Source organism: Lonepinella sp. BR2271 (genome assembly GCF_051851515.1).
GTDB lineage: Bacteria > Pseudomonadota > Gammaproteobacteria > Enterobacterales > Pasteurellaceae > Lonepinella.
This window is the reverse complement of the sequence record NZ_JBPDVF010000011.1, coordinates 65,912-88,663: the sequence shown is the minus strand read 5'-3', so window position 1 is coordinate 88,663 and position 22,752 is coordinate 65,912. Positions and strand designations below refer to the sequence as shown.

23 protein-coding genes and 1 pseudogene are annotated in these 22,752 nt (G+C 41.0%); 9 read left to right on the top strand and 15 right to left on the bottom strand.

Annotated features, from left to right (window positions below; translation table 11 throughout):
• Positions 1–103 precede the first annotated feature (103 nt).
• The 3 genes from ACTG7X_RS09405 to ACTG7X_RS09395 all read right to left on the bottom strand — a co-directional run bounded on the left by ACTG7X_RS09405 (position 104) and on the right by ACTG7X_RS09395 (position 3,715).
• Entirely contained in the window at positions 104–922 is an 819-nt protein-coding gene (locus tag ACTG7X_RS09405; protein ID WP_439258213.1) for an alpha/beta hydrolase, read from the bottom strand.
• 92 nt (positions 923–1,014) lie between these two features.
• Entirely contained in the window at positions 1,015–2,382 is a 1,368-nt protein-coding gene (locus ACTG7X_RS09400) for an L-serine ammonia-lyase (RefSeq protein WP_439242770.1), read from the bottom strand.
• A gap of 88 nt (positions 2,383–2,470) precedes the next feature.
• Positions 2,471–3,715, bottom strand: coding sequence for an HAAAP family serine/threonine permease (locus ACTG7X_RS09395; protein WP_439258212.1), 1,245 nt, complete (start codon positions 3,713–3,715; stop codon positions 2,471–2,473).
• A 183-nt stretch (positions 3,716–3,898) separates the two neighbouring features.
• Here ACTG7X_RS09395 and ACTG7X_RS09390 point away from each other — a divergent pair.
• Positions 3,899–3,979 (top strand): annotated as a pseudogene (locus tag ACTG7X_RS09390) (IS3 family transposase); the annotation flags it as partial.
• Positions 3,980–4,040: 61 nt separating this feature from the next.
• Here the strand turns inward: ACTG7X_RS09390 and ACTG7X_RS09385 are convergent.
• The 3 genes from ACTG7X_RS09385 to epmB all read right to left on the bottom strand — a co-directional run bounded on the left by ACTG7X_RS09385 (position 4,041) and on the right by epmB (position 7,036).
• The gene (locus ACTG7X_RS09385; RefSeq protein WP_439258211.1) at positions 4,041–4,427 is read right to left on the bottom strand and encodes an MliC family protein; all 387 of its coding nucleotides are present in this window, start codon (positions 4,425–4,427) and stop codon (positions 4,041–4,043) included.
• Positions 4,428–4,434: 7 nt separating this feature from the next.
• On the bottom strand, positions 4,435–5,901 hold the full coding sequence (locus ACTG7X_RS09380) for a LysM-like peptidoglycan-binding domain-containing protein (RefSeq protein WP_439258210.1): 1,467 nt from the start codon (positions 5,899–5,901) through the stop codon (positions 4,435–4,437).
• A 112-nt stretch (positions 5,902–6,013) separates the two neighbouring features.
• Positions 6,014–7,036, bottom strand: coding sequence for an EF-P beta-lysylation protein EpmB (epmB, locus tag ACTG7X_RS09375; protein ID WP_439258209.1), 1,023 nt, complete (start codon positions 7,034–7,036; stop codon positions 6,014–6,016).
• Between the two features lie 34 nt (positions 7,037–7,070).
• Between epmB and efp the strand changes: the two genes are divergently transcribed.
• Entirely contained in the window at positions 7,071–7,637 is a 567-nt protein-coding gene (gene efp, locus ACTG7X_RS09370; protein WP_132300040.1) for an elongation factor P, read from the top strand.
• A gap of 47 nt (positions 7,638–7,684) precedes the next feature.
• On the opposite strand, the gene ACTG7X_RS09365 is transcribed toward efp, so the two are convergent.
• A complete protein-coding gene (locus ACTG7X_RS09365; protein WP_439258208.1) occupies positions 7,685–8,758 on the bottom strand; it encodes an AI-2E family transporter in 1,074 nt (357 codons plus the stop codon).
• Between the two features lie 94 nt (positions 8,759–8,852).
• Here ACTG7X_RS09365 and ACTG7X_RS09360 point away from each other — a divergent pair, with 94 nt between their 5' ends.
• Together ACTG7X_RS09360 and ACTG7X_RS09355 are read left to right on the top strand one after the other, a co-directional pair.
• A complete protein-coding gene (locus tag ACTG7X_RS09360) occupies positions 8,853–9,101 on the top strand; it encodes an alternative ribosome-rescue factor A (RefSeq protein ID WP_439258207.1) in 249 nt (82 codons plus the stop codon).
• An 18-nt stretch (positions 9,102–9,119) separates the two neighbouring features.
• Positions 9,120–9,413 (top strand): DUF5377 family protein, encoded by a 294-nt coding sequence (locus tag ACTG7X_RS09355; RefSeq protein WP_439240105.1) that lies wholly within the window; start codon positions 9,120–9,122, stop codon positions 9,411–9,413.
• A gap of 67 nt (positions 9,414–9,480) precedes the next feature.
• On the opposite strand, the gene ACTG7X_RS09350 is transcribed toward ACTG7X_RS09355, so the two are convergent.
• From ACTG7X_RS09350 to pssA, 5 genes are read right to left on the bottom strand one after another with little or no spacing between them, the layout of a single operon-like run.
• Positions 9,481–10,767, bottom strand: a complete 1,287-nt coding sequence (locus ACTG7X_RS09350; RefSeq protein WP_439258206.1) for a heme biosynthesis HemY N-terminal domain-containing protein — start codon at positions 10,765–10,767, stop codon at positions 9,481–9,483.
• 11 nt (positions 10,768–10,778) lie between these two features.
• Positions 10,779–12,260: a uroporphyrinogen-III C-methyltransferase gene (locus ACTG7X_RS09345; protein WP_439258205.1), complete on the bottom strand. Its 1,482-nt coding sequence runs from the start codon at positions 12,258–12,260 to the stop codon at positions 10,779–10,781.
• 19 nt (positions 12,261–12,279) lie between these two features.
• Positions 12,280–13,035 carry a uroporphyrinogen-III synthase gene (locus ACTG7X_RS09340; protein ID WP_439258204.1) on the bottom strand — a complete coding sequence of 252 codons (756 nt, stop codon included), beginning with the start codon at positions 13,033–13,035 and terminating at the stop codon, positions 12,280–12,282.
• Positions 13,036–13,040: 5 nt separating this feature from the next.
• Positions 13,041–13,967: a hydroxymethylbilane synthase gene (gene hemC, locus ACTG7X_RS09335; RefSeq protein WP_439258203.1), complete on the bottom strand. Its 927-nt coding sequence runs from the start codon at positions 13,965–13,967 to the stop codon at positions 13,041–13,043.
• A 12-nt stretch (positions 13,968–13,979) separates the two neighbouring features.
• A complete protein-coding gene (pssA, locus tag ACTG7X_RS09330) occupies positions 13,980–15,338 on the bottom strand; it encodes a CDP-diacylglycerol--serine O-phosphatidyltransferase (protein ID WP_439258202.1) in 1,359 nt (452 codons plus the stop codon).
• A 121-nt stretch (positions 15,339–15,459) separates the two neighbouring features.
• Between pssA and ACTG7X_RS09325 the strand changes: the two genes are divergently transcribed.
• A complete protein-coding gene (locus ACTG7X_RS09325) occupies positions 15,460–16,560 on the top strand; it encodes a TrmH family RNA methyltransferase (RefSeq protein ID WP_439258201.1) in 1,101 nt (366 codons plus the stop codon).
• A 1-nt stretch (position 16,561) separates the two neighbouring features.
• On the opposite strand, the gene ACTG7X_RS09320 is transcribed toward ACTG7X_RS09325, so the two are convergent.
• Complete coding sequence (locus ACTG7X_RS09320; RefSeq protein ID WP_439240090.1) at positions 16,562–16,822, bottom strand: YfhL family 4Fe-4S dicluster ferredoxin; 261 nt, start codon at positions 16,820–16,822, stop codon at positions 16,562–16,564.
• A gap of 65 nt (positions 16,823–16,887) precedes the next feature.
• On the opposite strand from ACTG7X_RS09320, the gene ACTG7X_RS09315 reads away from it, so the two are divergent.
• The 4 genes from ACTG7X_RS09315 (at position 16,888) to ACTG7X_RS09300 (ending at position 21,497) form a co-directional block, all read left to right on the top strand.
• On the top strand, positions 16,888–17,640 hold the full coding sequence (locus ACTG7X_RS09315; RefSeq protein WP_439258200.1) for a ribonuclease T2 family protein: 753 nt from the start codon (positions 16,888–16,890) through the stop codon (positions 17,638–17,640).
• A 101-nt stretch (positions 17,641–17,741) separates the two neighbouring features.
• Positions 17,742–18,914: a phosphoglycerate kinase gene (locus ACTG7X_RS09310; protein ID WP_439258199.1), complete on the top strand. Its 1,173-nt coding sequence runs from the start codon at positions 17,742–17,744 to the stop codon at positions 18,912–18,914.
• Between the two features lie 160 nt (positions 18,915–19,074).
• Positions 19,075–20,151, top strand: a complete 1,077-nt coding sequence (gene fbaA / locus ACTG7X_RS09305) for a class II fructose-bisphosphate aldolase (RefSeq protein WP_439258198.1) — start codon at positions 19,075–19,077, stop codon at positions 20,149–20,151.
• Positions 20,152–20,243: 92 nt separating this feature from the next.
• The gene (locus ACTG7X_RS09300; RefSeq protein WP_439258197.1) at positions 20,244–21,497 is read left to right on the top strand and encodes an O-antigen ligase family protein; all 1,254 of its coding nucleotides are present in this window, start codon (positions 20,244–20,246) and stop codon (positions 21,495–21,497) included.
• 83 nt (positions 21,498–21,580) lie between these two features.
• On the opposite strand, the gene ACTG7X_RS09295 is transcribed toward ACTG7X_RS09300, so the two are convergent.
• Together ACTG7X_RS09295 and ACTG7X_RS09290 are read right to left on the bottom strand one after the other, a co-directional pair.
• A complete protein-coding gene (locus tag ACTG7X_RS09295; RefSeq protein ID WP_439258196.1) occupies positions 21,581–22,345 on the bottom strand; it encodes a Fic family protein in 765 nt (254 codons plus the stop codon).
• A gap of 43 nt (positions 22,346–22,388) precedes the next feature.
• Positions 22,389–22,748 carry a diacylglycerol kinase gene (locus tag ACTG7X_RS09290; protein WP_439258195.1) on the bottom strand — a complete coding sequence of 120 codons (360 nt, stop codon included), beginning with the start codon at positions 22,746–22,748 and terminating at the stop codon, positions 22,389–22,391.
• Between the last annotated feature and the right edge of the window lie 4 nt (positions 22,749–22,752).

Genomic DNA, 22,752 nt, shown 5'->3' with positions numbered 1-22,752 from the left:
TTAAATGCTTGGTTGTATTTAGTCATAAAAATCTGCACCTTACTTAGTTGGTTATTAGTCCAACTTTTGGGGTGCAGATCATTTTCACCGCAGTTTTTTGCGATTAGGTTAACGAAAATTGTAAAAATTCGACAAAATGATCCGCCCAATGTTTTTCATGGTGGATCTCATTAGCCATGATACGTAAACAGAGTTTATCGACAGGGTGGCCAGTTCTGATTAAGGATTGATAATAACGCAAGGTGCAATCAATATAGGATTGGCTCATATTGGAAATATATTGCGCATCAGCGTCGTCGCCCTCATTGGTCCCCACCTGAATAAACACACGGCTAGCACGATCAATCGGATTGTGATGGGTGAAATGCAGAAAATCCCCCTCACAAAACCACGAGGCCAAGGAAAACACGCCTAAGTGGCCGAAAATATGTGGATAAGCGGAACCCATATAAGCGGTAATAATCCCCCCCATGGAACTGCCTGCCAATAAGGTATGTTCACGTTCGGGTTTGGTACGATAATGTTGGTCAATAAAAGGTTTGACGGTATTTACCACCCAATCTCCATATTCACCGCCTTTTCCCCCTGTTTGACGAGCTTGTTCGGTGAAACCAACGCTGGCTTGCCAAGGGGAATATTCATCTAGTCTGTCTGAACCGGCGTTGTCTATGCCAACAATGATTAATTTGGGAAATTCTTTATGTTTTTTGATGGTGGGAATAATTTTCCAAGAATAGCCAGAATAAGATTCTTTACTATAAAATACGTTTTGGCCGTCGTGCATATACACCACAGGATAATGCTGCCATTGATCTTTGTGATAGCCTTTCGGTAGTAACACTCGCACACGGCGGTGATGATCGTAATAGGGAACATATAAAAAATGTTCTTCCATTTTTAAATAAAAGCGTTCCGAAACCATTTATTTTCCTTATATCTCAATATAAAAGTGCGGTTATTTTAAAACAAAAAAGAGAAGATGAATATCTTCTCTTTTAGAAGTTACTCATTTCTTTAATCACAAACCACTTTAATCGCCAAGCCACCTTGTGATGTTTCACGGTATTTGGAATTCATGTCCTTGCCCGTTTCATACATGGTTTCAATCACTTTGTCTAGCGTGACTCGTGGGTTAGTGGTACGGCGTAAGGCCATGCGACTGGCATTAATAGCTTTAACTGAGGCAATGGCATTACGTTCAATACAAGGCACTTGCACTTGCCCACCCACAGGGTCACAGGTTAAACCTAAATTATGCTCCATAGCAATTTCAGCGGCAATACAGACTTGCTCAGGGCTACCGCCTAGGATTTCTGCTAATCCAGCCGCAGCCATAGAGCAAGCCACACCCACTTCGCCTTGGCAACCGACTTCCGCCCCAGAGATAGACGCATTCATTTTGTACAATGAACCAATCATGCCACAGGCCAGTAAATAGCGTTCAATAATTTCTTGGCTAATCGGAGAAATAAATTTCTCATAATAAGATAATACCGCAGGAATAATACCACAAGCCCCATTGGTTGGTGCTGTCACTACACGACCGCCAGCCGCATTTTCTTCATTCACGGCTAACGCATACATATTCACCCAGTCAATCACACGCATTGGATCATTGGATAGGTTCGTGTTCGCTTGTAACATACGGTACAAAGTTGCAGCACGTCTTGGCACTTTTAATGGGCCGGGTAAAATGCCCTCAGTATGTAATCCACGTTCAATACAGGCTTGCATGGTGTTCCATACACGAAGTAAATGCTGTTCCGTGGCCGCTTTACCGTTCAAGGCAATTTCATTTTCCATGGCAACGGTGGAGAACGCTAAACCATTTTCTTTGCAATGTTTTAAAATATCCACCGAATTTTGGTAAGGAAACGGAATTTCAATGTCCCGCTTTTCTTCTTGCCCAAAATGTTCTTCATCCACAATAAATCCACCGCCGATAGAATAGTAGGTTTTTTGGTAGATCACCTTGTTTTGTTCATCAAGTGCGGTGATTTTCATGCCATTTTCGTGTAATGACAAAAAGGTTTGATGAAACATCATATTTTCATCAAAATTAAAGATCACCTTTTTTTGGCCTTGAGCAATCGGTAAGAGGGCGGTTTTTTTTAATTCGGCTACAAATCGAGGAATTAACTCAATGTCCACGTCATCTGGCAAATAACCGGCTAATCCCATAATAATCGCCGTATCTGTATTATGGCCTCGACCTGTCATCGATAACGAACCATACACATCAACGTGAATTTTGCCCACTTGTTCAAATAATTGTTGGGAAAGCAAATCATCTACAAATTGCTTTCCTGCTTTCATTGGTCCCACCGTGTGTGAGCTAGACGGACCAATGCCCACTTTAAACATATCAAATACGCTAATCATATTATACTTCTTATAGAGTATTCCCTTTCTCATACCATGAAAAAGGGAATTTGATTATACAAAAAAGAGTGGCATTTTAGCTTAAATTCTAAAATAGTCCATAGACAACCGCAGAAATGGCAATTAATCCCATCACGGTGACAAAGATATTACTTAATTGACCTTGATAACGTTGCATTGCCGGCACTTTACGAATTGCATACATCGGCATAATGAACAAAATCATCGCAATAATCGGACCGCCTAAGGATTCAATTAGGCCTAAAATACTTGGGTTAATGACGGCAACGCCCCAAAGGGTTAACAAGAAAAATACCGCAGTGCCATAATTGAGTTTTTTACGATTAATTTGTTTATTGTCGGTCATTTTAATGTAAAGCCCCTCTAAACCCTCACGAGCGCCTAAATAGTGGCCGAAGAATGAGCTCGTAATCGCAAAGAATGCGACTAATGGGCCGAAGTAAGAGATATAAGGATTATCAAATTTATTGGCTAAGAACGATAAAATACTGATATTTTCTGCTTTGGCTTGCGCTAATTCGGCTGGTGTTAACGTGAGAACACAACTAAACACAAAGAACATCACGAAAATTAATAACATGGTGGATGTGCCTTTTAGCGTTTTGCTCGCATATTTTTCGGCTAAAATCGGATCTTGGTATTCACGTTGTTGTGATTGTGAGAAAGCCGAAATGGCAGGCGAATGGTTAAAGGAGAACACCAATACGGGAATGGTAATCCACAATGTCGTGATAAAACCACTGGCGGTTGGCATTTCTTGCAGCATGGAGCCATTCCATTCTGGAATTAAATAAACGGACAAGGCAAACAGAATGAGAACCAATGGATAGACTAACCATTCGGTGAGTTTTAACATGACTCGTTCATTCATTAACATCACTGAAATTAACACGGCAATTAACACAAGAGAAAGTAATGCTCGGTTAGGCGATGCCATGCCTAATTGGTGGACGATAAAGGAATCCACCGTGTTGGTAATACCGTTACCATAAATTAATAAAATCGGGAAAATGGCAAAGAAATATAATAAGGTAATTAATTTTCCTGCGGTTTTACCAAAGTGTTCTTCTACGACTTCGGTAATGTCGCTCCCCGGTTTAGAAGACGACAAAACAAAACGAGATAAACCACGGTGTGCCAAATAGGTCATTGGTCCGACTAAAATGGCCATAATCACTAATGGCCAGAAACCGGCACGACCCGCATTAATCGGTAAAAATAATACGCCCGCACCCACAGCGGTACCAAATAAGTTAATCATCCAAGCGATGTTAAATTTCGTCCATTTTGTAGACGGTTGATTTGAAGACATATGTACTCCTTGGTCTTGTTATAATTGTTATTAAAATAAAATCCGTGCGTATAATATGCCGAAGATTAAGGAATTTCAGAAATAAATGTCGAAAATGTGATCTAGTTAAAAGATTTTTATATTGATTGCTTAAATTTTTAACAAAATAAATACAAAAAAGGGGAGAGAAATTCAGAAAAAGCAAAAATAGTGACTGATGAATATATTCGTTATTATAATGAAGAACGTATTCAGTTAAGACTAAAAGGACTGGGTCCGATATAATATCGTTGTCAGTCCTTGATATAATTGTCTAATTTTGTGGGTTATTTTTTGTTGCTATTGGCTATTGTTCTACACACTCGTCAGCTAATAGTTGACCCACACTACTACGTAGGCTATTGTTGTTCGTTTCTTCTAGCCATTGCCAGTGAATACTGGTGTAAAATTTCCCCGTTTGGTAAAGTGTGGCGGTCAGCTTTTCAGTTACGCCCTCAAAGGTGAGAAGAATTTCATCGGTTTTTACTTTCTTGGTGTTTTTGCTACTTTCCGTGGTACGGACGACTTTTATTTCTTTATCCTCTTTACATTTATATAGGCTTGCTGAACCTTTTTGCGTGGTTTTGTCTAAGACCACTCGTGGTTTAGGCGGCGGATTATTGTTGTCTAATCCAGCCTCCATATTGCAAGCCGTGATGCCGATAAGGGTGAGTAATAAAAGTCGTTTTAACATAGTGAACCTATTTGCTGTATTTATAGGTGCCGTCTGCTTGACGTGTAAAGACCGAACCATCCGATAAACGCATGCTGTTGACACGGCCTTGGCTGACAGAAACCTGTACTTTGTCATTGGCTTTAAAGCTACTTAATACATTGCCTGCGCCGTTAGCTTTGGTCATAGCATTGGCATCACGAATATCTAAACCGTTGCTACGGAACACTTGGAACAAGGATGTCCCTTGTGGTACGACTAAGGTTTTTGTGCCAGAAGTTGCGTTTGTACTTGTCGCTTTACTAGCAGATGTATTGGCACTGCTTGCTTTATTGCTTGAGGCGCTGCTACTGGTGCTAGCTGGTTTGGCATCAACCACTGGCGCTGTTTTTGCTTTGCTCGCAGCGGTTTTAGTTTCAGCTTTATGCGCTTGTTGAGCGGCAGCTTTAGCCTGTTCTGTTTTGCGAGCTTGTTCCGCTGCCAGTCTGGCTTGCTCGGCTTTACGAGCTTGTTCAGCCGCCAGTTTGGCTTGTTCGGCTTTACGTGCTTGCTCTGCGGCCAATTTTGCTTGTTCCGCTTTGGCCTGTTCTGTGGCACTGTTCACAGGTTGGCTAGCTGCTGCAGCCGTTTCTGGTGTGGTTGGTGCTGCCGTTGTGGTTTCAGCAGTAGCTTGTGGAGCCGGATTTACATTAGCCTGTTCTGCTGGTGCGACAGTGCTGTTGGCCGTGGCGTTGTTATCTGCAGTAGCAACATTTTCCGTTGTTTCTGGTAGTGGCTCATTTGGATTGAGCGACTGGAATTCAATCGGTGTTGATGAACTGTTATTGGCTTGAATTTCTTCTACGGTATTATTACTTGGTTTTAACCATAATAACGCCAATAAAATGGCTACGGCGCCTGCAATGGCAATAAATAAACGACGGTGTTTGGTTGGTAATTTCTGCATAATCGCCCAGTTTTCAGGGTTTTTATTGCTCGCTTTGCTTGATGTAGGTGCCACAACAGGTTGTTCAACTGATTCTGGTGTATCCGTTTGGGGAACCGTCGGGCTTTCTGCTGTCGGGGTTTCTACTGTACCGGTTGTTTCCGCCACAACGGTTTCTGCTGCGGTCGGTTGAGTTGGCTCTGTAACGCTAGAAACAGGCGTTGTGACATTTTCTTGACCGTTTTCGTTGCTGACAGACTGTGCTGTGTGAGTTGTATTGAGGTAGTTACCTTGTTGGAAAGAACTCGAGGTAGCATAATGGGTCACATTTTGTGCCATGCTAGCGGAAACATTCGGGCTTGCATTGATATTCTGGCTCGGTGTTACCGTTGCTTGGGGCGCAGTGGGTTGGCTACCGAATGTTGGCTCTTTACGCACCGCAAATTGTGTCGGCTGGGCGCCCTCTTTTTTGTTAAATAAGCCAGTGACTTTGCTCAAAATCGAATCAGTTTGATTGGTACCCAAATCTAATTCACTTTGACTTGGATTATTTTTTGGTGTGTTTTCCACAATGTTACCTCAGTAAATACTAAACAAAATTGCACTTTACTTTATACCCTAAATAAAGTGCGGTCGAATTTTACTTATTTTAAAGGATCTTTCGTGATTTTCCTAGAATTAACTACGGGGCATACAAAGTTTTATTGGGTTCATGGGCAATTTCACGAGCTAATTTCGGCACTAAATAGCCAGAACTGATTTTTTGTAAATCTTTGTAAATTTTCACCGCACTTTCATCAGAAAGATAAAAATGGCTTGCGCCCTCGACTTTGTCCAATAAATGCAAATAATAAGGCAGAATGCCTACGGAAAATAAGCGATCGCTCAGTGCTTTTAAAATGTTAGCATCATCATTCACGCCTTTTAATAACACCGATTGATTTAACAAAGTGACGCCCGCTTGTTTTAATGCTGTCATGGCGAGGGCGAACTGTTCGTCTATTTCATTGGCGTGATTAATATGGGTGACTAACACCGTTTGAAAACGACCTTCGGCCAAAATTTGGCAGAGTTCGTCCGTAATGCGCTGTGGAATCACTACGGGCAAACGAGTATGAATACGCAAACGCTGTAAGTGCGGTATTTTTTCGAGCGCTTTTATCAGCCAGTCTATTTCATGATCTTTGGCCATTAAGGGATCGCCACCTGACCAAATAATTTCCTCAATTTGTGGATTTTCCGCAATATAGTCTAAGGCTTTTAACCAGTTGGCTTTATTGCCTTTGTTTTGCTCATAAGGGAAATGGCGGCGGAAACAATAACGACAGTTAACTGCACAGCCATTTTTTATCATAAATAACAAACGGTTATGGTATTTATGTAAAATATTGGGGGCAGCGGTTTGCTGTTCTTCAAGGGGATCTTTACTAAACCCCTCTTCCACTAAAAATTCTTGTTGGGCGGTCATCACTTGCAAAAAAAGCGGATCTTGCGGGTTGCCTTTTTCCATTTTTTGCACAAAAGGCAATGGTACACGCATAGGAAATAAACGGCGTGCTTGAATATCTTTTTCAAAGGCATTTATCGGTAAATCCAGCATTTTAAGCAATTTTTCAGGGTCAGAAACCGCATTTGCCAGAATTTCTAACCAATTCTCTGCTTTTTGTTCTTCTCTAATGAGGGGGTTTTGGGTTAAAATACGCACTTTAAAACGTTCTATCTCTAAATTAAGGATAAATATGGCATCATACACTACCACAGACTTTAAACCAGGTCTAAAATTTATGCAAGACGGTGAGCCTTGCGTTATCGTTGAAAATGAATTTGTTAAACCAGGGAAAGGACAAGCCTTTACCCGTACTCGTATTCGTAAACTCATTTCAGGTAAAGTCTTAGACGTGAACTTTAAATCAGGCACTTCTGTTGAAGCCGCTGACGTTATGGATTTAAACTTAACCTATTCTTACAAAGACGAAGATTTCTGGTATTTTATGCACCCAGAAACTTTTGAGCAATACTCTGCGGATGAAAAAGCGGTGGGTGATGCAGAAAAATGGTTACTTGACCAAGCGGATTGTATTATTACTTTATGGAATGGTACACCGATTTCTGTGACGCCACCAAACTTTGTGGAATTAGAAATTGTGGATACTGACCCAGGTTTGAAAGGGGATACCGCAGGAACGGGTGGTAAACCGGCCACATTAAGCACAGGTGCCGTGGTGAAAGTGCCTTTATTTGTTCAAATCGGTGAAGTGATCAAAGTAGATACTCGTTCAGGTGAATACGTTTCACGTGTGAAATAATTCAATGGAATATCGAAATAGCACGGATAACCGTGCTATTTTTTTATCTATTTTACAATCACATTCAATTCTTCGGTGGACGGCCACGCATTGATCACCGCTTTGACCAAGGTGGCCAACGGAATAGCAAAAAACACGCCCCAGAATCCCCATAATCCACCAAAAATTAACACCGAGACAATGATGGTTAAAGGATGTAAATTAACGGCTTCTGAGAATAAAAATGGCACCAGTAAATTTCCGTCAAGTAACTGGCTAACGACGTACGCAATGATAATATACCAGAATGTAGAATGATCGCCGAATTGGAAAAACGCCACCAAAGCTACTGGCACACTGACTAACACGGCCCCCACATAAGGCACTAACACAGACACACCCACCGCAACGGACAGCAAAAGCGGATAATTTAAGCCAAAGAACAGAAACACAATATAGGTTACAAGGGTGACAATCGCAATTTCAAACAGCTTGCCACGAATATAATTGGCAATTTGTAACTGCATTTCTTGCCACACTTTATTGGCAAGATGACGGTTTTGCGGTAAAAATTGGGTAAAGGATTGAATTAATGTATTTTTATCTTTTAACATAAAAAACATCATCAGCGGCACTAAAAACGCATAAATGCCAATGGTGACCAAATTCACAATAGAAGAAAGTGAAAATTTCACCGCACTTTCGCCAAAGGCAAGGATTTTGCTCCGTGTCGCCGTAAAGATTCCCTCAACCATTTGCGCATCCACAAATTCGGGGTGGGTTTCGGGTAACTGCATCGCCCATTCATGCAGTTTGTTAAACATATTCGGCAAATCGCTTAATAAATTCAGGGTTTGGTTAATCAAGTTAGGGAGCAAACCAAACGCCAGTAATAGGGCGAATGTGATAAAGCTACCTAAGACCAGAATAATCGACAGAATGCGAGGCAAGGCAAATTTGTTGGATAGAAATTGAATGGGAAATTCCAACAAGTAAGACAATACGATAGCGATTAACAAGGGGGCAATCAGGTCGCTAAAAAAATAAATAGCGATAAAGCAAAATAATAAAATAGCCGCCAATCCCATGGCTTGAGGATCGCTAAATCGGCGCATGTACCAACTTTTCAGCATTTCTATCATAAATCGCTCCTTACATAATTTTTTCTTGATTATAAGTTAAAATTTGTGTGAATTACATATATAATAAGCAAGTTTATTAATAAGAGAGGAAAATATGACAAATAAAACAGAGATGCAAGGTCGTGTGGCCTACCAACATGGTCGAGGCGTGATTCGTGATAATGCGATTCAAGCATTATTACATGATCGATTATTTCGCCAACGAGTGGAAAAAAAGCGCAAAGGTAAAGGTAGCTATCAACGCAAGGCGAAATATGCGACGAAATGGACTGAAAAGCCCGATAATAAGATTTCTTGGATAAGAGATTTTATTATCGGGTTTTTATTTTTACGCACCATTTAATTAACAAGGAAATTAACTATGTCAGCATTTACGGAAACCTTATTTACCAACACATTAAACGTACGTATCAGCGATCCAGGTGAAGAGGGGGCGACTAGCCATTTTTTTGAAACCATTTATATTACCCTTATCGCCCATATTCAGGACGATCAGGTTGAGTATGAATTTACTCGGAAAATCGAAAACGAAGTCAAAATTCACCGCACTTTTACCGATTTAAATGTGCTATTCAAATTCTTAGCGGATTATCTCGACCCCGTCGCTTTAGGCAATTTAGGCGTAAAAATTGGTCAGATGGGATTAAATAAGTAAATAAAAAACAGCCACTGATGTTATCCGAAAGCACGGCACATCAGTGGCTGATAAGAGAATGAATGCTTTACTGCGAGCGTTGTTCTAGCAGCAAGGTGTCGGTATTCTCCATGACAGGCTCTGCATTTTCCGTTACCAAGGTATCAATGGCCATGGCGGATTTTAATACTTCATCACGTAACTGTTTCGCCAGATCTTGTTCGCCCACTTGCTCAAAGACATAGGTTGCCATGGTGATATCATTCGGCTCAAGATTGTCCTTATTGGCTACCACTTTCTTAAATACTTCAGCGGCTTTCGCAAAATCGGCATTACGGACATACAAATAACCCAAGGCACGATAAGCACAACAGCCCGCTTTTTCGTCTGCACCTTTCACCCGTTTTTGCAAGAGTTTCACTAGCTTGCTGCTATCGGCAGCTTGTAAACGGGTAATTTGGGCATATAAAGGTTGATTAAATTCGCTGTCGGCGTCCAATTTTTTCAAGGTCTCGACGCTTAACTCATAGGCGGATTCATGATCGTTACAATCAATTAAACGTTGAATCAAGGCGATACGAACATAATTGTCGTTATGGCGTTTACGTGGTTGATCTTGCCACCATGCAAGTAAGCCATCTGCACCGTCTTCATTCATGATTTCATCCAATAACCCATTTTCCACTGCTTGTTGAAGTGCGGTGAATTCTTGGGCAGAATACATGCTACTACGTTCAATCATTGGCAATATTTCATCAAGCGCTTCAAATGCTTGAGATTTTTGATAAATCTCAATGGCCAGTTTTAAGACTTCTGGGTTTTTGTTCGTCATCACTAACAAACTATCTACCGAGCTACGTGCGGCTGGCAATTTATGCTGTAATAATAAAATGCGAGTACGGGCTAACTCGACCACTAAATTATCTGGGCCCGCTAATTCTGTGGCCTCCATTAAATATTTATTGGCATTGAAGTCATCACCCCGTTGTTGGGCTGCCTCAGCGGCTTTGATGAAATTTAAAATCGGTTCATCAGAATGTTTAGCATTTTTACCAATTAATTTTTCCGCTTTGGAATAGTTGCCCTCGTCCATTTTGATTAACCCTTGTAGGGTTTGTTTTTGGGCTTTTACCCGTTTACGGCGTGAAAACCAACCGTAGGTACTGTTGCTTAAGCGGAAAAATTTACGTACGGCCCATTCAATAAAATAGACCACCGCCATGGCAATCACGAAGAAAACCACTAAGGTGACGAGGGATAATTCATAGTTGGTATTGGCCGTTTGAATTAACACATAGCCCTGTTTTCCGGCTAAATAAGGTCCTGCAATTAAGCCTGCTAGTAATACAAGCATGAGGAATAAAACTCTAAACATTGTATTGCTCCTTATTGTTGTTCCGTATTGGCGGGTTTCTCATCCGTATTTGTCGGTGTTTCACTGGACGCTTCAGCCGCTTTTTCTGGTTCTTGTGGCGTATTTTGTTCTGCCGATTTCATTTCTTCTACCGCCACTTGATTTGACTCTGTTAAGGCTTTATCAGCAGAAATCTCAATTTTTTGCACCTCTGGAGGGGTTTTATTGAGTAATTTATCCAATGCCGTTAAACTGCTTAACTGATTTGGTACTTCGACATAAATAGATTGATCCGCCAATTCATCTAGGGATTTTAAGAACGTCGTGGCGGTTTCGGAATGGGTATCAAAATAGCTACGAATCCACGCTGCTACTGTTTCAAGTGATTGTTTATAAAGCTCATTTTGTTGACGTGGTACGGCTAAAATGGCAATTTGTAAACGCAAGCGAATGTTTTCACGTAAATAAATATCTTGATTCGGGGCAAGCAAGGCTTGCGTGGTATTTTCAGCCCGTGGGGTGATACGAATAAAGTGATTCAAGAACGAGGTCGCACTCTTCTCAATGTTTTTCTCCCAGTCATTCACATCGTCGGAGATTTTGCTGTCTTGGTTTTGCTCATCGCCAAAGTTAACATTGGCCACCACCAACTCGTCCACATTATTGGCCAGTTGTGATAAACGTTGCATGATGGTATTTTGATCCACGCTATTAACGGACAGTAATTGTTTTAAGTCTTGATTAATGGCCGTGCGAATCGGTTTAACTTGCGGATCGTCCACTTTGGTCAACACTTCATCGGCCACTTTTAACAGCGCAATACTGGTATCAATATCGTTATCTAACAATAATTTACGTAACGCATTGGTGAGTAAGAAATCCGCCTCACTGAGTAACCATTCACTCGGTTGAGCATTACTGTTATTGGCCAATTTATTCACTTGGTCTTTTAACGCAGAATAGGCGTTGTCTTTGTCAGACAGACTTTGTTCAAGGCTCGCCAATTTTTGATCGTTGGCTTTTAAACTGGCGAGAACGTTTTCCAGTTGAGCACGTTCTTGCTCAAAATTTGGCATTTCAGCGAGAGAGGGACGATTATTGGCGGTCGTGACTACATCACCTGAGATTTTTTGCTCAAGTGCGGTGACTTTTTGGTTAATTTTATCCACTTCAAGTTGACCAAAATAATAACCCGCACCGCCTAGGCCTAAAGCAACCAATAAGGCGAGTAAACCCATAGCTGAACCGCCTTTTTTGACCACCACCGTTTCGGTTTTCACGGGTTCGCTTTTGGCTGGCTCGGATGTTGTTGGCTCAGCTGTCACGCTTTGTTTCTCGTCTTTTTTACTTGTTTGAGCGTTGTTAGCGTCGGCTTGCGTGCTATTTAACACCGGCTCAACCTTGGCTTTTTTATCTGCTTTTTCAGTGAATGCTTGTTTCACGTTTTCAACCTCTTTTTCTACAATAGTTTGTGTTTCAACCGCATCAGATTGATTTGCTTTTTTATTGCTCATACCCACTCTCTCTCTAAAATTAAGCTGTTAATAACGTTAGGGTTTCCACCAAACTGGCATTATCTGCTTTGGGTGAAATAATAATCTTCTCGGGTTGCCAACCCACAGCAATGGCTAAATTCGCAATACGGCGACTGATGGTGACAAGTTGACAACTTTTTAACCAAGTTTGGTCTCTCACTGGCACAAAGTCAACCAAAGAATGCAAAATTTCCGTACTGGTGACGATCACAGATTGCACGCCAGCTCGTTTCCATAAGTCAATTTGCGCCTCGGCCTGATACTGAATTGGCAAACGTTGATAACATTCTACCACATTAATCGTGGCACCACGTAATTTTGCTTGCTCGGCAAAATATTCCCGTCCGCCATTGCCTCGCAATATCAAGATATTTTTGTCCGCCAATGTCTGCATGGCTGTTAAACTTAACACGCCCTCGCTGTTTTCTTGCTGAAAAGGATAGTGTACCGCCCTTTCTGCTTGGCTCGCAAAATATTCTGCGGTGCCTTGTCCCACGGCAAAATACAGTAAATCTTCACGCCAGTGAAACCCCGTGGCTTGCAAGGTTTCTGTGGCAAATTTCACCGCACTTTTCGACACGCAGAAAATATAATCTCCCGCATTTAATTGGCTGATTCGGTTGGGTAATTCATTTAACTCTCGGCCAGCGGACAAGGAAAAAAAAGGCAAATGAATATTGGCGATTCCCGCTTTATTCAATTTCTCCGCTAACTGTTTGCCAGCCTCATCTGGTCGAGTAATTAACACCGCCATAACCATTAATCCTGATAGATTTCAGCTAAAATCTTGTCTGCCCCTTGGGCTAAAAGCTGTTCGGCAATCTGCACGCCTAAAACCTCGGCATTTTGCACCGCAGTTTTGCCGCTTGCCCGAATAATTTTTGAACCGTCTAAAGCACCCACTAACGCCTGCAAATAAATTTCATGGTTTTCTATCACCGCAAACCCAGCAATCGGCACTTGGCAACCGCCTTGTAAGTGGGTATTCATTGCCCGTTCGGCTAATACACAAGCGGTGGTTTCCGGATCGGCCAAAGGGGCTAACCATTGTTGAACCTGTTGATCATCAAGGCGACATTCAATACCCACCGCTCCTTGTCCCGCTGCAGGAAGTGAACAATTAATATCCAAATAGGCCGTAATACGTTGTTGTAAACCCAAACGAATTAACCCCGCAGAGGCCAAAATAATCGCATCATAATCGCCATTGTCTAACTTGCTTAATCTGGTCCCCACATTGCCACGTAGCGACTGAATGTGTAAATCGGGACGTAAATTTTTAAGCTGACATTGACGGCGTAAACTAGAGGTACCGACAACAGCCCCAGCTGGCAACGCCGCTAAATTCGGATAGTGATTAGACACAAAAGCATCACGTGGATCTTCTCGTTGGCAAATCACGCTTAACCCTAAACCAGTCGGAAATTGCATGGGAACATCTTTCATAGAATGCACCGCAATATCCGCCTCGCCATTTAATAAGGCCTGTTCTAATTCTTTGACAAACAAGCCTTTTCCGCCAATTTTTGCTAGTGGCGTATCTAAAATGACATCCCCTTTCGTCACCATTTTAACCAGTTCAATGGTTAAATCTGGATACAAGGCTTGCAAGCGATCTTTTACATAATTGGCTTGCCATAACGCCAATGGGCTTTGTCTTGTGGCTATTCTTAAACGGTTATTCATATTATCGTCAAACTATAAAATCATCTTAATTAATTTATCGGCTTTAATGCGAGAAAAACGTTTTAACAAGCGTTGAACCGGTGCAGGATATTGTTCCAGCGTATCCAGTTCTGAATAATGTTTCACAATATGCGTATATTGACGAATTTCACTTAATTCTTGTTGTATTTTCGGTTGTAATTGTTGTTTTGGATCGGAAATAAATAAACCATTTTCCGCATCAAGTCGCCATGCTCGAGGATTTAAATTATTGCCAGTCAATAACATATATTGATGATCCACCCAAATGCCTTTGAGATGATAACTATGATCTTGATCTTTCCAAAGACGAACGGTTAGGTGGCCGTTATTCATTTCATGTTCAAATTTTTTACAAAACGAACGGAGATTTTTTTCATATAAATAAGGCAAACCTCCGGCCATTTTAAAGGGCTCAGATGGCGGAATATAAAAATCGTTGGCGGTTTTATCCCCCACAATAATTTCCACTTGCTTACCGTCATTTAATAGGTCACGAATTTTAATTTGTAAAGTGCGTGGAAAGTTAAAATAAGGCGTACAAATGGTTAATTTTTCTTCCACTAATACAAATAAATCTTGGATGGTTCGGTTAAGTAAATTATCTCTGGCACCTAAGCCAAATAAAGGCGTGATACACAATTCATCGGGTAATGGCTCCGCACCTTTTACCTGATAAGCCCCTTGCGTCATTAAGTGACGACGGAAAGATTTAATGTGATGCTTAATTTCTTTGGTGGTTGGGCGTTGTTTATCGTCCAATGGGAAAACCGCATCGGGTGCGGTTAAATAGGTTTGCATAAATTGCACTAAGCTGTCAGCTAAGAGTGCATTGGTGATTTTTTGATAACGGTCGTAACGATATTTATCTTGTTGATATAAATACACATTATTAATGCTGGCACCGCTGTATAAAATGCGGTCATCAAATACAAAGCCTTTAATATGTAATACCCCAAAGACTTCACGATTATTAATTGGCACCCCAAAAAACATCGGATCATTTTGATGCAACGCACGCTGTTCTGCATACCAATCCGCATTGGTTTTACCTTTTTCGGCACCAATTAAATTGCGTTGCGCTCGATGCCAATCCACAAAGATTTTCACGTCTAAATGCGGATTTTTGGCTTTGGCTTGGTAAATTTCGGCTAAAATTTCTTCACCGGCCTCATCTAATTGCCAGTAAAGTGCGGTGAAATAAATGCGAGTTTTGGCCGTTCGGATTAAGTCAATAATCGCTTGCTTAAACGCCTTGGGCCCTGAAATAAATTCAATATTATCCGCTTGTTGTGGCACATAATTGAGTTGTGCCAAATGCTGTTTAGCTCTATTTCGTCGATTAATAAACATAATATTTCTTCGTTTTATTCCGTTTCATTGAGTTAGTTTACAATATTTATCAGAGAATAGGGTAGAAAAAAGCATTTTTTTGCTATAATAGCCACAATCTTACTTTATTAGTGACCACATTATGAACAAATCTAAATCTTCCTCTTTCAGTCAACCTACTTTTTCGACAGCGTCCAATGAAAAACGTTTCAAACCGGCCTTTAAACAAGAACGTCAATTTGACGATCGTGCTGATAGACGTGAGCGACATGATAAATTTGCCAAAAATAAACCGCACTTTGCGAACAAAAGTCCATCACGACATGAAAACAGGGAGTTTGCTGAACATTCAGATCGCCGTTCAGCTCGTACAACACGCCCGACCTATCGTCAACCTGTGTTAGAGCCACAAATTACCGAAACTACGTTAGGTGGCGTGAAAGTGATGGTGAAATCCACTGGCGTAAGTGACAAACCGAGAGAGAAGAAAACAGGTGCGTTGTCACCAAGAGCCCCTGAAAAAATCAAGAAAAACCGAGCCGAAGAAATGAAGATCTTCGGAGAAAATGCTTGTTTAAGTTTGTTCACTCAACGCCCAGAAACCATTGTCCGTGTCTGGGCAACGGTGGAAATGTCCCATAAAATCGGGGAGATGCTCAGTTATTTGGCCAGCAATAAAAAAGTCTATCACATTGTGGATCGTGATGAATTAGAATTAGTCAGTGGTTCAGAACATCACGGTGGCATTTGTATGTTGGTGAAGAAACCTCGCACCTTTACTTTGAGCGGTTATGTGGATTTGCCACGTAAAGCCGATTGTTTATTGATGTTAGACGGTGTGGCGAATAATCCACAAAATCTCGGTGGCATTTTGCGAACCTGTGCATTCTATGGCGTGAAAGGGATTGTAACCAGTCAACCCGATATGTTGCTCAATGCCAATACCGCACGTGTGGCCGAGGGCGGTTTAGAATATGTGCATATTTTACAAGCTCATGACGGTGAAGCCGCTTTGCAACAATTACGTCAAGTTGGTTATCAAGTGGTACATATTAGCCAAGAAAAACAGGCTCAAAGCGTGAATAGCCTGAAGTTACAAGATAAAGTCGTGTTTGTGTTAGCGAACGGTTGGGCGACAAAAGAGGATACACAAGTGAATTTGAGTTTGGCAAATCCACTAAAATCGGGCTTAAATGTCGCAGTAGCAACAGGGGTGTTGTTAGCCAAATGGGTGGCTCGATAGGTTACAATTTATCCGCATGATGAATTAACACAAAACGCTCCCAAAGCTCTTCTTGGGTTTCCAGATGCTCAGGATCGAGAATAATACATTTCGTGATTGGGCAAACTTTTTGGCACGTTGGGGTGTCATAATGTCCGACACATTCGGTGCAAAGATTGGGATCGATTTCGTAAATATCATCACCAATAGAGATCGCATCATTCGGACATTCCGGCAGACACATATCGCAATTCGTGCATTTATCAGTGATGAGTAACGCCATAACATTCTCGTAAGTTTAAAAGTGGGCGATTATAGCCAATTTTTATATAAATTTAAAGGTTAAAAATGAAACAAAAACAGCAGAAACAACTTCTTCAATTAGGCGTTATCTTGATCGGTTTGGTGATTTATTTTGCCATGGATTGGTTTAAAAGTGAACACAACAAATCATCAACACCAAACACATCCATTCAACAAACCCAAAAACAACGTTCAAGCAACCAGAATTCAACCAATCATCATCAAAGTGCGGTGCAAACGGACTACGATTTTATTATGCGTCATGACGCAATTGGTCCGAATAAAAATGCAAAAACCGATTATTACATGCTCGCTTTATCTTGGTCACCGGCTTTTTGTGACAGTCAGCAAGAAAAATATGGCAACCATCTGCCCCAATCGGCTCAACTGCAATGTGGTACGCAACAACAATATGGCTGGGTGATTCATGGCTTATGGCCACAAAATGCTCACGCACGCAGTACCAGTGATCACCCAAGATTTTGCAAAGGGGATTTGCCGGCAGTAGATTATGCGATCATTCAAAACTATTTAAGCGATAGCCCTAGCCCGAATTTACTGCAAGGCGAATGGGAAAAACACGGTGCCTGTGCTTTTGATTCTGCCGAACAATATTTTAAAAAACAGCAAGATTTATACCGCAGTTTAACCTTACCGACGCAACAATTAAGCAAAAAAGAGCTGTTCCGTTGGATGAAACAACATAATCCAGCGTTAAAAAATGCCTATTTAGGGGCAAGTCGTGCGGAATTATTTATTTGTTATGATTTAAATTGGCAAGTGATAGATTGCAAATAACTGACAATAATTTGATCTAAAGCAGTTACAATAGCATTCAGATCTCGCTATAATAGGGCGGATGTACAGTTTTATTATTTTTAACATAAAGAGGAAATATTATGTCAGTAATCAAAATGACAGACCTTGATTTAGCCGGTAAACGTCTTTTTATCCGTGCCGATCTTAATGTGCCAGTCAAAGACGGCAAGGTGACATCGGATGCACGTATTCGTGCCACCATTCCAACCTTAAAACTCGCCTTAGAAAAAGGGGCGAAAGTCATGGTGACTTCTCACTTAGGTCGTCCAACCGAGGGCGAATTTGATGAAGCCTCTTCATTGCAACCCGTCGTAGATTACTTAAACAAAGCATTAGATGTGCCTGTACGTTTAGTGCGTGATTACTTAGACGGCGTTGAAGTGAATGCAAACGAAGTCGTGGTATTAGAAAACGTGCGTATTAACAAAGGTGAGAAGAAAAACGATCCTGAATTAGGCAAAAAATACGCCGCACTTTGTGATGTATTCGTGATGGACGCTTTCGGTACCGCTCACCGTGCCCAAGCCTCAACCTATGGCGTGGCAGAATATGCCCCAGTGGCTTGTGCTGGCCCATTATTAGCGGCAGAATTAGATGCCTTAGGCAAAGCCTTAAAAGAACCACAACGCCCAATGTTAGCCATTGTGGGGGGTTCAAAAGTATCGACAAAATTAACCGTGTTAGACAGCCTTTCAAAAATCGCTGACCAAATTATTGTGGGTGGCGGTATCGCTAATACCTTTATTGCTGCCGAAGGCAAAGCCGTGGGTAAATCGCTTTACGAAGAAGATTTAATTCCTGAAGCTCAACGTTTAGCTAAACAAACCAAAATCCCTGTGCCAGTGGATGTGCGTGTGGGTACTGAATTCTCTGAAACGGCTCCAGCCACTGAAAAATCAGTAGATGCGGTTCAAGCAGATGAATCTATCTTCGATATTGGTGACAAAACAGCAGAAGAATTAGCAGCGATCATCAAAGCATCAAAAACGATTCTTTGGAACGGTCCAGTAGGCGTGTTTGAATTCCCTAACTTCCGTAAAGGGACTGAAGTAATTTCAAATGCGATTGCTGAGGCTACTGCAAACGGTGCATTCTCTATTGCAGGCGGTGGCGATACATTAGCGGCTATTGATTTATTCGGTATTAAAGATAAAATTTCTTACATCTCAACTGGTGGCGGTGCGTTCTTAGAATTCGTAGAAGGCAAAGTGTTACCTGCGGTAGAAATTTTAGAAAAACGTGCGAACGGTTAATTAATTTAAACCCTCACCCCTGCCCCTCTCCCAAAGGGAGAGGGGAAAAGTGCGGTGAAAAAATGAGAAATTTTTAAACTTCCGATCTCGTCCCCTCTCCCCTTTGGGAGAGGGCTAGGGTGAGGGTAAAAAATTCAAATCTAAATAAGGAAAAAACAAAATGGCATTATTAGACATTGTAAAACCAGGCGTTGTAACTGGTGATGACGTTCAAAAAGTATTCACTTATGCAAAAGCACATAACTTTGCAATTCCTGCGGTAAACTGCGTGGGTTCTGACAGTGTAAATGCGGTATTAGAAACCGCTGCACGTGTGAAATCGCCAGTAATTATCCAATTCTCAAACGGCGGTGCAGCATTCTATGCCGGTAAAGGTATCAAACCAACTTCAGGCACACGTCCAGATGTATTAGGTGCCATTGCGGGTGCAAAACATGTACATAGTTTAGCTGTTGAATACGGTGTGCCAGTGATTCTTCATACTGACCACGCAGCGAAAAAATTATTACCATGGATTGACGGTTTATTAGATGCAGGTGAAAAACACTTTGCTGAAACAGGCAAACCATTATTCTCATCTCACATGATCGATTTATCTGAAGAGCCAATTGCAGAAAATATGGAAATCTGCAAAAAATACTTAGCTCGTATGGATAAATTAGGCATGACCCTTGAAATCGAAATCGGTATCACTGGTGGTGAAGAAGATGGCGTGGATAACAGCGATGTGGATGAATCACGTTTATACACTCAACCAAGCGAAGTACTTTTCGTGTATGACAGTCTTCACCCAATCAGCCCACGTTTCACTGTTGCAGCGGCATTCGGTAACGTACATGGGGTTTACAAACCAGGTAACGTGAAATTAAAACCATCTATTTTAGGTGCGTCACAAGATTTCGTTGAAAAAGAACGTAATCTAGCGAAAAAACCAATCGACTTCGTCTTCCACGGCGGTAGCGGTTCAAGCCGTGAAGAAATCCGTGAAGCGATCGGTTATGGTGCCATCAAAATGAACATTGACACTGATACACAATGGGCATCTTGGAATGGTATTCTTCAATTCTACAAAGCTAATGAAGCCTATCTTCAAGGTCAATTAGGTAACCCAGAAGGTCCAGATTCACCAAACAAAAAATTCTACGACCCACGTGTTTGGTTACGTAAAATGGAAGAATCTATGTCTAAACGCTTAGAACAATCTTTCGAAGATTTAAATTGTGTAAACGTATTATAATTACGTAAAATACGCTAAAATATCACCGCACTTTTGCTAATTATTGAGCGAAGTGCGGTTTTTTTATGGTGATTTTAGGGGAAAAGGAATAAATGAATTTATCACTGGATTTTATTAAGCAGAATAAAATACTGACGTTAACCAATGCAAGTGTTGGGCTATTTTTTCTGACGGTTTTACTGTTTAAAGGCTCGCATAATATCGGGTTTGCCTTATTAGTGGCAATAGGCATTATTTTTGCTATTTATCATGTGGTAAAAAAACAAAAAGCAAATTTCATAACACAAGATAAATGGATAACCGTCAGTTTCGTGTTTTATGTGCTGGTCTTTTTGCTATCACTCTTGGTTAATGGTGGCAAAATGAGCGAACTGGATAACCCAAGCCGAGCCTTATTGGTGTTACCGTTGATTTTATTATTTATCAAATATCCACCAAAATTAAGCGTATTATTAACTTGTATTCCAATCGGTGCCACCCTTGCTGGCATTGTGGCATTGACGCATCGTTTTGTGTTGCATTATGTGAGAGCATTTCAGTACCAAATGCAGATCCAAGCGGGGGATATGGCCATGTCATTAGGCATGTTTAGCTTTGCTATTGCCTTATATTTTGCTTATAAAAAACACACAAAATTGACCGCACTTTGCTTTATCGCCTCATTATGCGGTATTTTAGCCAGTTTACTTTCTACCGCTCGTGGTGGTTGGGTTGGCGTGCCTGTTATTCTTGCGGTGATCTTTTGGGTTTATCGTAAACAGGTATCTAAAAAAGTGATTGGCATAGTTTCTACTATTTTAGTGCTGTTAATTGCCGTCGCTGTGATGATCCCACAAACCAGAATCACCCAACGTATTCAACAAATGGAACATGATATTACCGTTTATATGGATAAAAATAATACTAGCACTTCGCTAGGTGCGAGATTTGATATGTGGAAAAGTGCGGTGTTAATGGCGAAAGAAAAACCACTATTAGGTTGGGGAGCTGAGGGCAGTAACCAACAGCGTAAAGAACAAGCCAAACAAAAATTAGTGAACCCTATCGTTGGTCATTTTACTCACGCCCATAATCAATATTTAGATGATCTTTCTAAACGTGGTATTTTAGGATTACTCGCCTTGTTGGGGATTTTATTGATTCCATTACGTTACTTTTGGAAACACACTGCCTCACAACATGCGACGATAAAATTAACCGCACTTTTGGGCACCATTCATATTATTTCAGTGATCTTCTATGGTTTAAGCCAAGGTTTCTTTGCCCATAATTCAGGCACCATTTTTTATTTTCTGGTGACAATGATTTTTTATGGGGCGTTAAAACATCAAATACAAGAAAATTAAGGTTGGATAATATTTTTATTTGTACCGTAAAACATCACATTAAAAAACGATGTTTTACGGCTCTACCGGACAGGTTATCATGTTTAATATTGTGCTTGCCAGTCTGGAAAAACCACATTTAGCATTTCAATAATAGATGACATGACAGCGGATTTTATTAACTGCTCAATCGCCAAATAATCACCGTTATCGGCTTGTGCCAAGGCCTGATAATAATCATCTCGAGAGTCAAAAGGAATAATCGCCAACGGATAGCCGTTTTTCATCAACTCAAAATTCATTAACAATCGCCCAGTTCGCCCATTGCCATCCACGAAAGGGTGAATAGCAACAAAATCGGCGTGTAATTTGGCAATTAAAGCAATGTTATCGTCTGTTACGGCGAGATTTTTTTGGTAGTCCGACACTAAATCTGCCATTTTGCTCGGCAATAGATACGGCTGTGGCGGAATATGTTCAGCCCCTGAAATCATGACCGGTATCGTGCGGTAAACTCCGGCATAGCGTTCATTTTCACTGCCTTTTAACAGCAGATAATGAAATTCCCTAATAATTTTTTCCGACAGGGGCAGTTTTTCTCGCACAACATCCTGCAAATAAAAAATGGCTTGCTGATGATTGATAATATCCAAATGATCTTTAAAGGGTTTACCTTTAGCCGTTATGCCGTTTTCCAACAATATTTTGGTTTCGCTCAACGTGAGTGAGTTGCCTTCAATCGCATTGGATTGCTGGTTATATTTTAGGTCAAAATGATCTTGTATGGATTTCGCCGTAATCTCGTTAAAAGGGCGTTTACTGTTGAGTAAATCCAATAGTTTTTTGAGTTGATATTTTTTTGTATTCATTTTAGTTCATCTACTTTCTGGCAATTAAGCGAGTTTATGGATATCACCCCAAAATCATCACCGCCCAAACCACCACAAAATTCACAATCGCCACAAACACCGCTGCCGATCCTTGATCTTTGGCTCTGCCTGACAGTTCGTGGCGTTCTGTACCAATGCGATCAATGGCACATTCCACCGCACTGTTGAGCAATTCTGCCACCAACACAATCAAATAAGATCCCAGCATAAATGCCAGTTCAACTTTATCTTTTGCCAACCAAAATGCCAACGGCACGATAAAAATGCCTAAAAAGAGTTCGTGGCGAAAAGCGGCTTCATTTTGCACCGCACTTTTTAAGCCTTGCAAGGAATAGCGAGTGGAATTAATTAAATGGGTGAATCCTGTGGTTTTGTCGGTCATGAAA

What these genes read in the sequence shown, in the direction of transcription:
- ACTG7X_RS09405 (WP_439258213.1), bottom strand. Translation starts at nt 922, where the DNA reads ATGGTTTCGGAACGCTTTTATTTAAAAATGGAAGAACATTTTTTATAT.
- ACTG7X_RS09400 (WP_439242770.1), bottom strand. Translation starts at nt 2,382, where the DNA reads ATGATTAGCGTATTTGATATGTTTAAAGTGGGCATTGGTCCGTCTAGC.
- ACTG7X_RS09395 (WP_439258212.1), bottom strand. Translation starts at nt 3,715, where the DNA reads ATGTCTTCAAATCAACCGTCTACAAAATGGACGAAATTTAACATCGCT.
- ACTG7X_RS09385 (WP_439258211.1), bottom strand. Translation starts at nt 4,427, where the DNA reads ATGTTAAAACGACTTTTATTACTCACCCTTATCGGCATCACGGCTTGC.
- efp (WP_132300040.1), top strand. Translation starts at nt 7,071, where the DNA reads ATGGCATCATACACTACCACAGACTTTAAACCAGGTCTAAAATTTATG.
- ACTG7X_RS09365 (WP_439258208.1), bottom strand. Translation starts at nt 8,758, where the DNA reads ATGATAGAAATGCTGAAAAGTTGGTACATGCGCCGATTTAGCGATCCT.
- ACTG7X_RS09360 (WP_439258207.1), top strand. Translation starts at nt 8,853, where the DNA reads ATGACAAATAAAACAGAGATGCAAGGTCGTGTGGCCTACCAACATGGT.
- ACTG7X_RS09355 (WP_439240105.1), top strand. Translation starts at nt 9,120, where the DNA reads ATGTCAGCATTTACGGAAACCTTATTTACCAACACATTAAACGTACGT.
- ACTG7X_RS09350 (WP_439258206.1), bottom strand. Translation starts at nt 10,767, where the DNA reads ATGTTTAGAGTTTTATTCCTCATGCTTGTATTACTAGCAGGCTTAATT.
- ACTG7X_RS09345 (WP_439258205.1), bottom strand. Translation starts at nt 12,260, where the DNA reads ATGAGCAATAAAAAAGCAAATCAATCTGATGCGGTTGAAACACAAACT.
- ACTG7X_RS09340 (WP_439258204.1), bottom strand. Translation starts at nt 13,035, where the DNA reads ATGGCGGTGTTAATTACTCGACCAGATGAGGCTGGCAAACAGTTAGCG.
- hemC (WP_439258203.1), bottom strand. Translation starts at nt 13,967, where the DNA reads ATGAATAACCGTTTAAGAATAGCCACAAGACAAAGCCCATTGGCGTTA.
- pssA (WP_439258202.1), bottom strand. Translation starts at nt 15,338, where the DNA reads ATGTTTATTAATCGACGAAATAGAGCTAAACAGCATTTGGCACAACTC.
- ACTG7X_RS09325 (WP_439258201.1), top strand. Translation starts at nt 15,460, where the DNA reads ATGAACAAATCTAAATCTTCCTCTTTCAGTCAACCTACTTTTTCGACA.
- ACTG7X_RS09320 (WP_439240090.1), bottom strand. Translation starts at nt 16,822, where the DNA reads ATGGCGTTACTCATCACTGATAAATGCACGAATTGCGATATGTGTCTG.
- ACTG7X_RS09315 (WP_439258200.1), top strand. Translation starts at nt 16,888, where the DNA reads ATGAAACAAAAACAGCAGAAACAACTTCTTCAATTAGGCGTTATCTTG.
- ACTG7X_RS09310 (WP_439258199.1), top strand. Translation starts at nt 17,742, where the DNA reads ATGTCAGTAATCAAAATGACAGACCTTGATTTAGCCGGTAAACGTCTT.
- fbaA (WP_439258198.1), top strand. Translation starts at nt 19,075, where the DNA reads ATGGCATTATTAGACATTGTAAAACCAGGCGTTGTAACTGGTGATGAC.
- ACTG7X_RS09300 (WP_439258197.1), top strand. Translation starts at nt 20,244, where the DNA reads ATGAATTTATCACTGGATTTTATTAAGCAGAATAAAATACTGACGTTA.
- ACTG7X_RS09295 (WP_439258196.1), bottom strand. Translation starts at nt 22,345, where the DNA reads ATGAATACAAAAAAATATCAACTCAAAAAACTATTGGATTTACTCAAC.
- ACTG7X_RS09290 (WP_439258195.1), bottom strand. Translation starts at nt 22,748, where the DNA reads ATGACCGACAAAACCACAGGATTCACCCATTTAATTAATTCCACTCGC.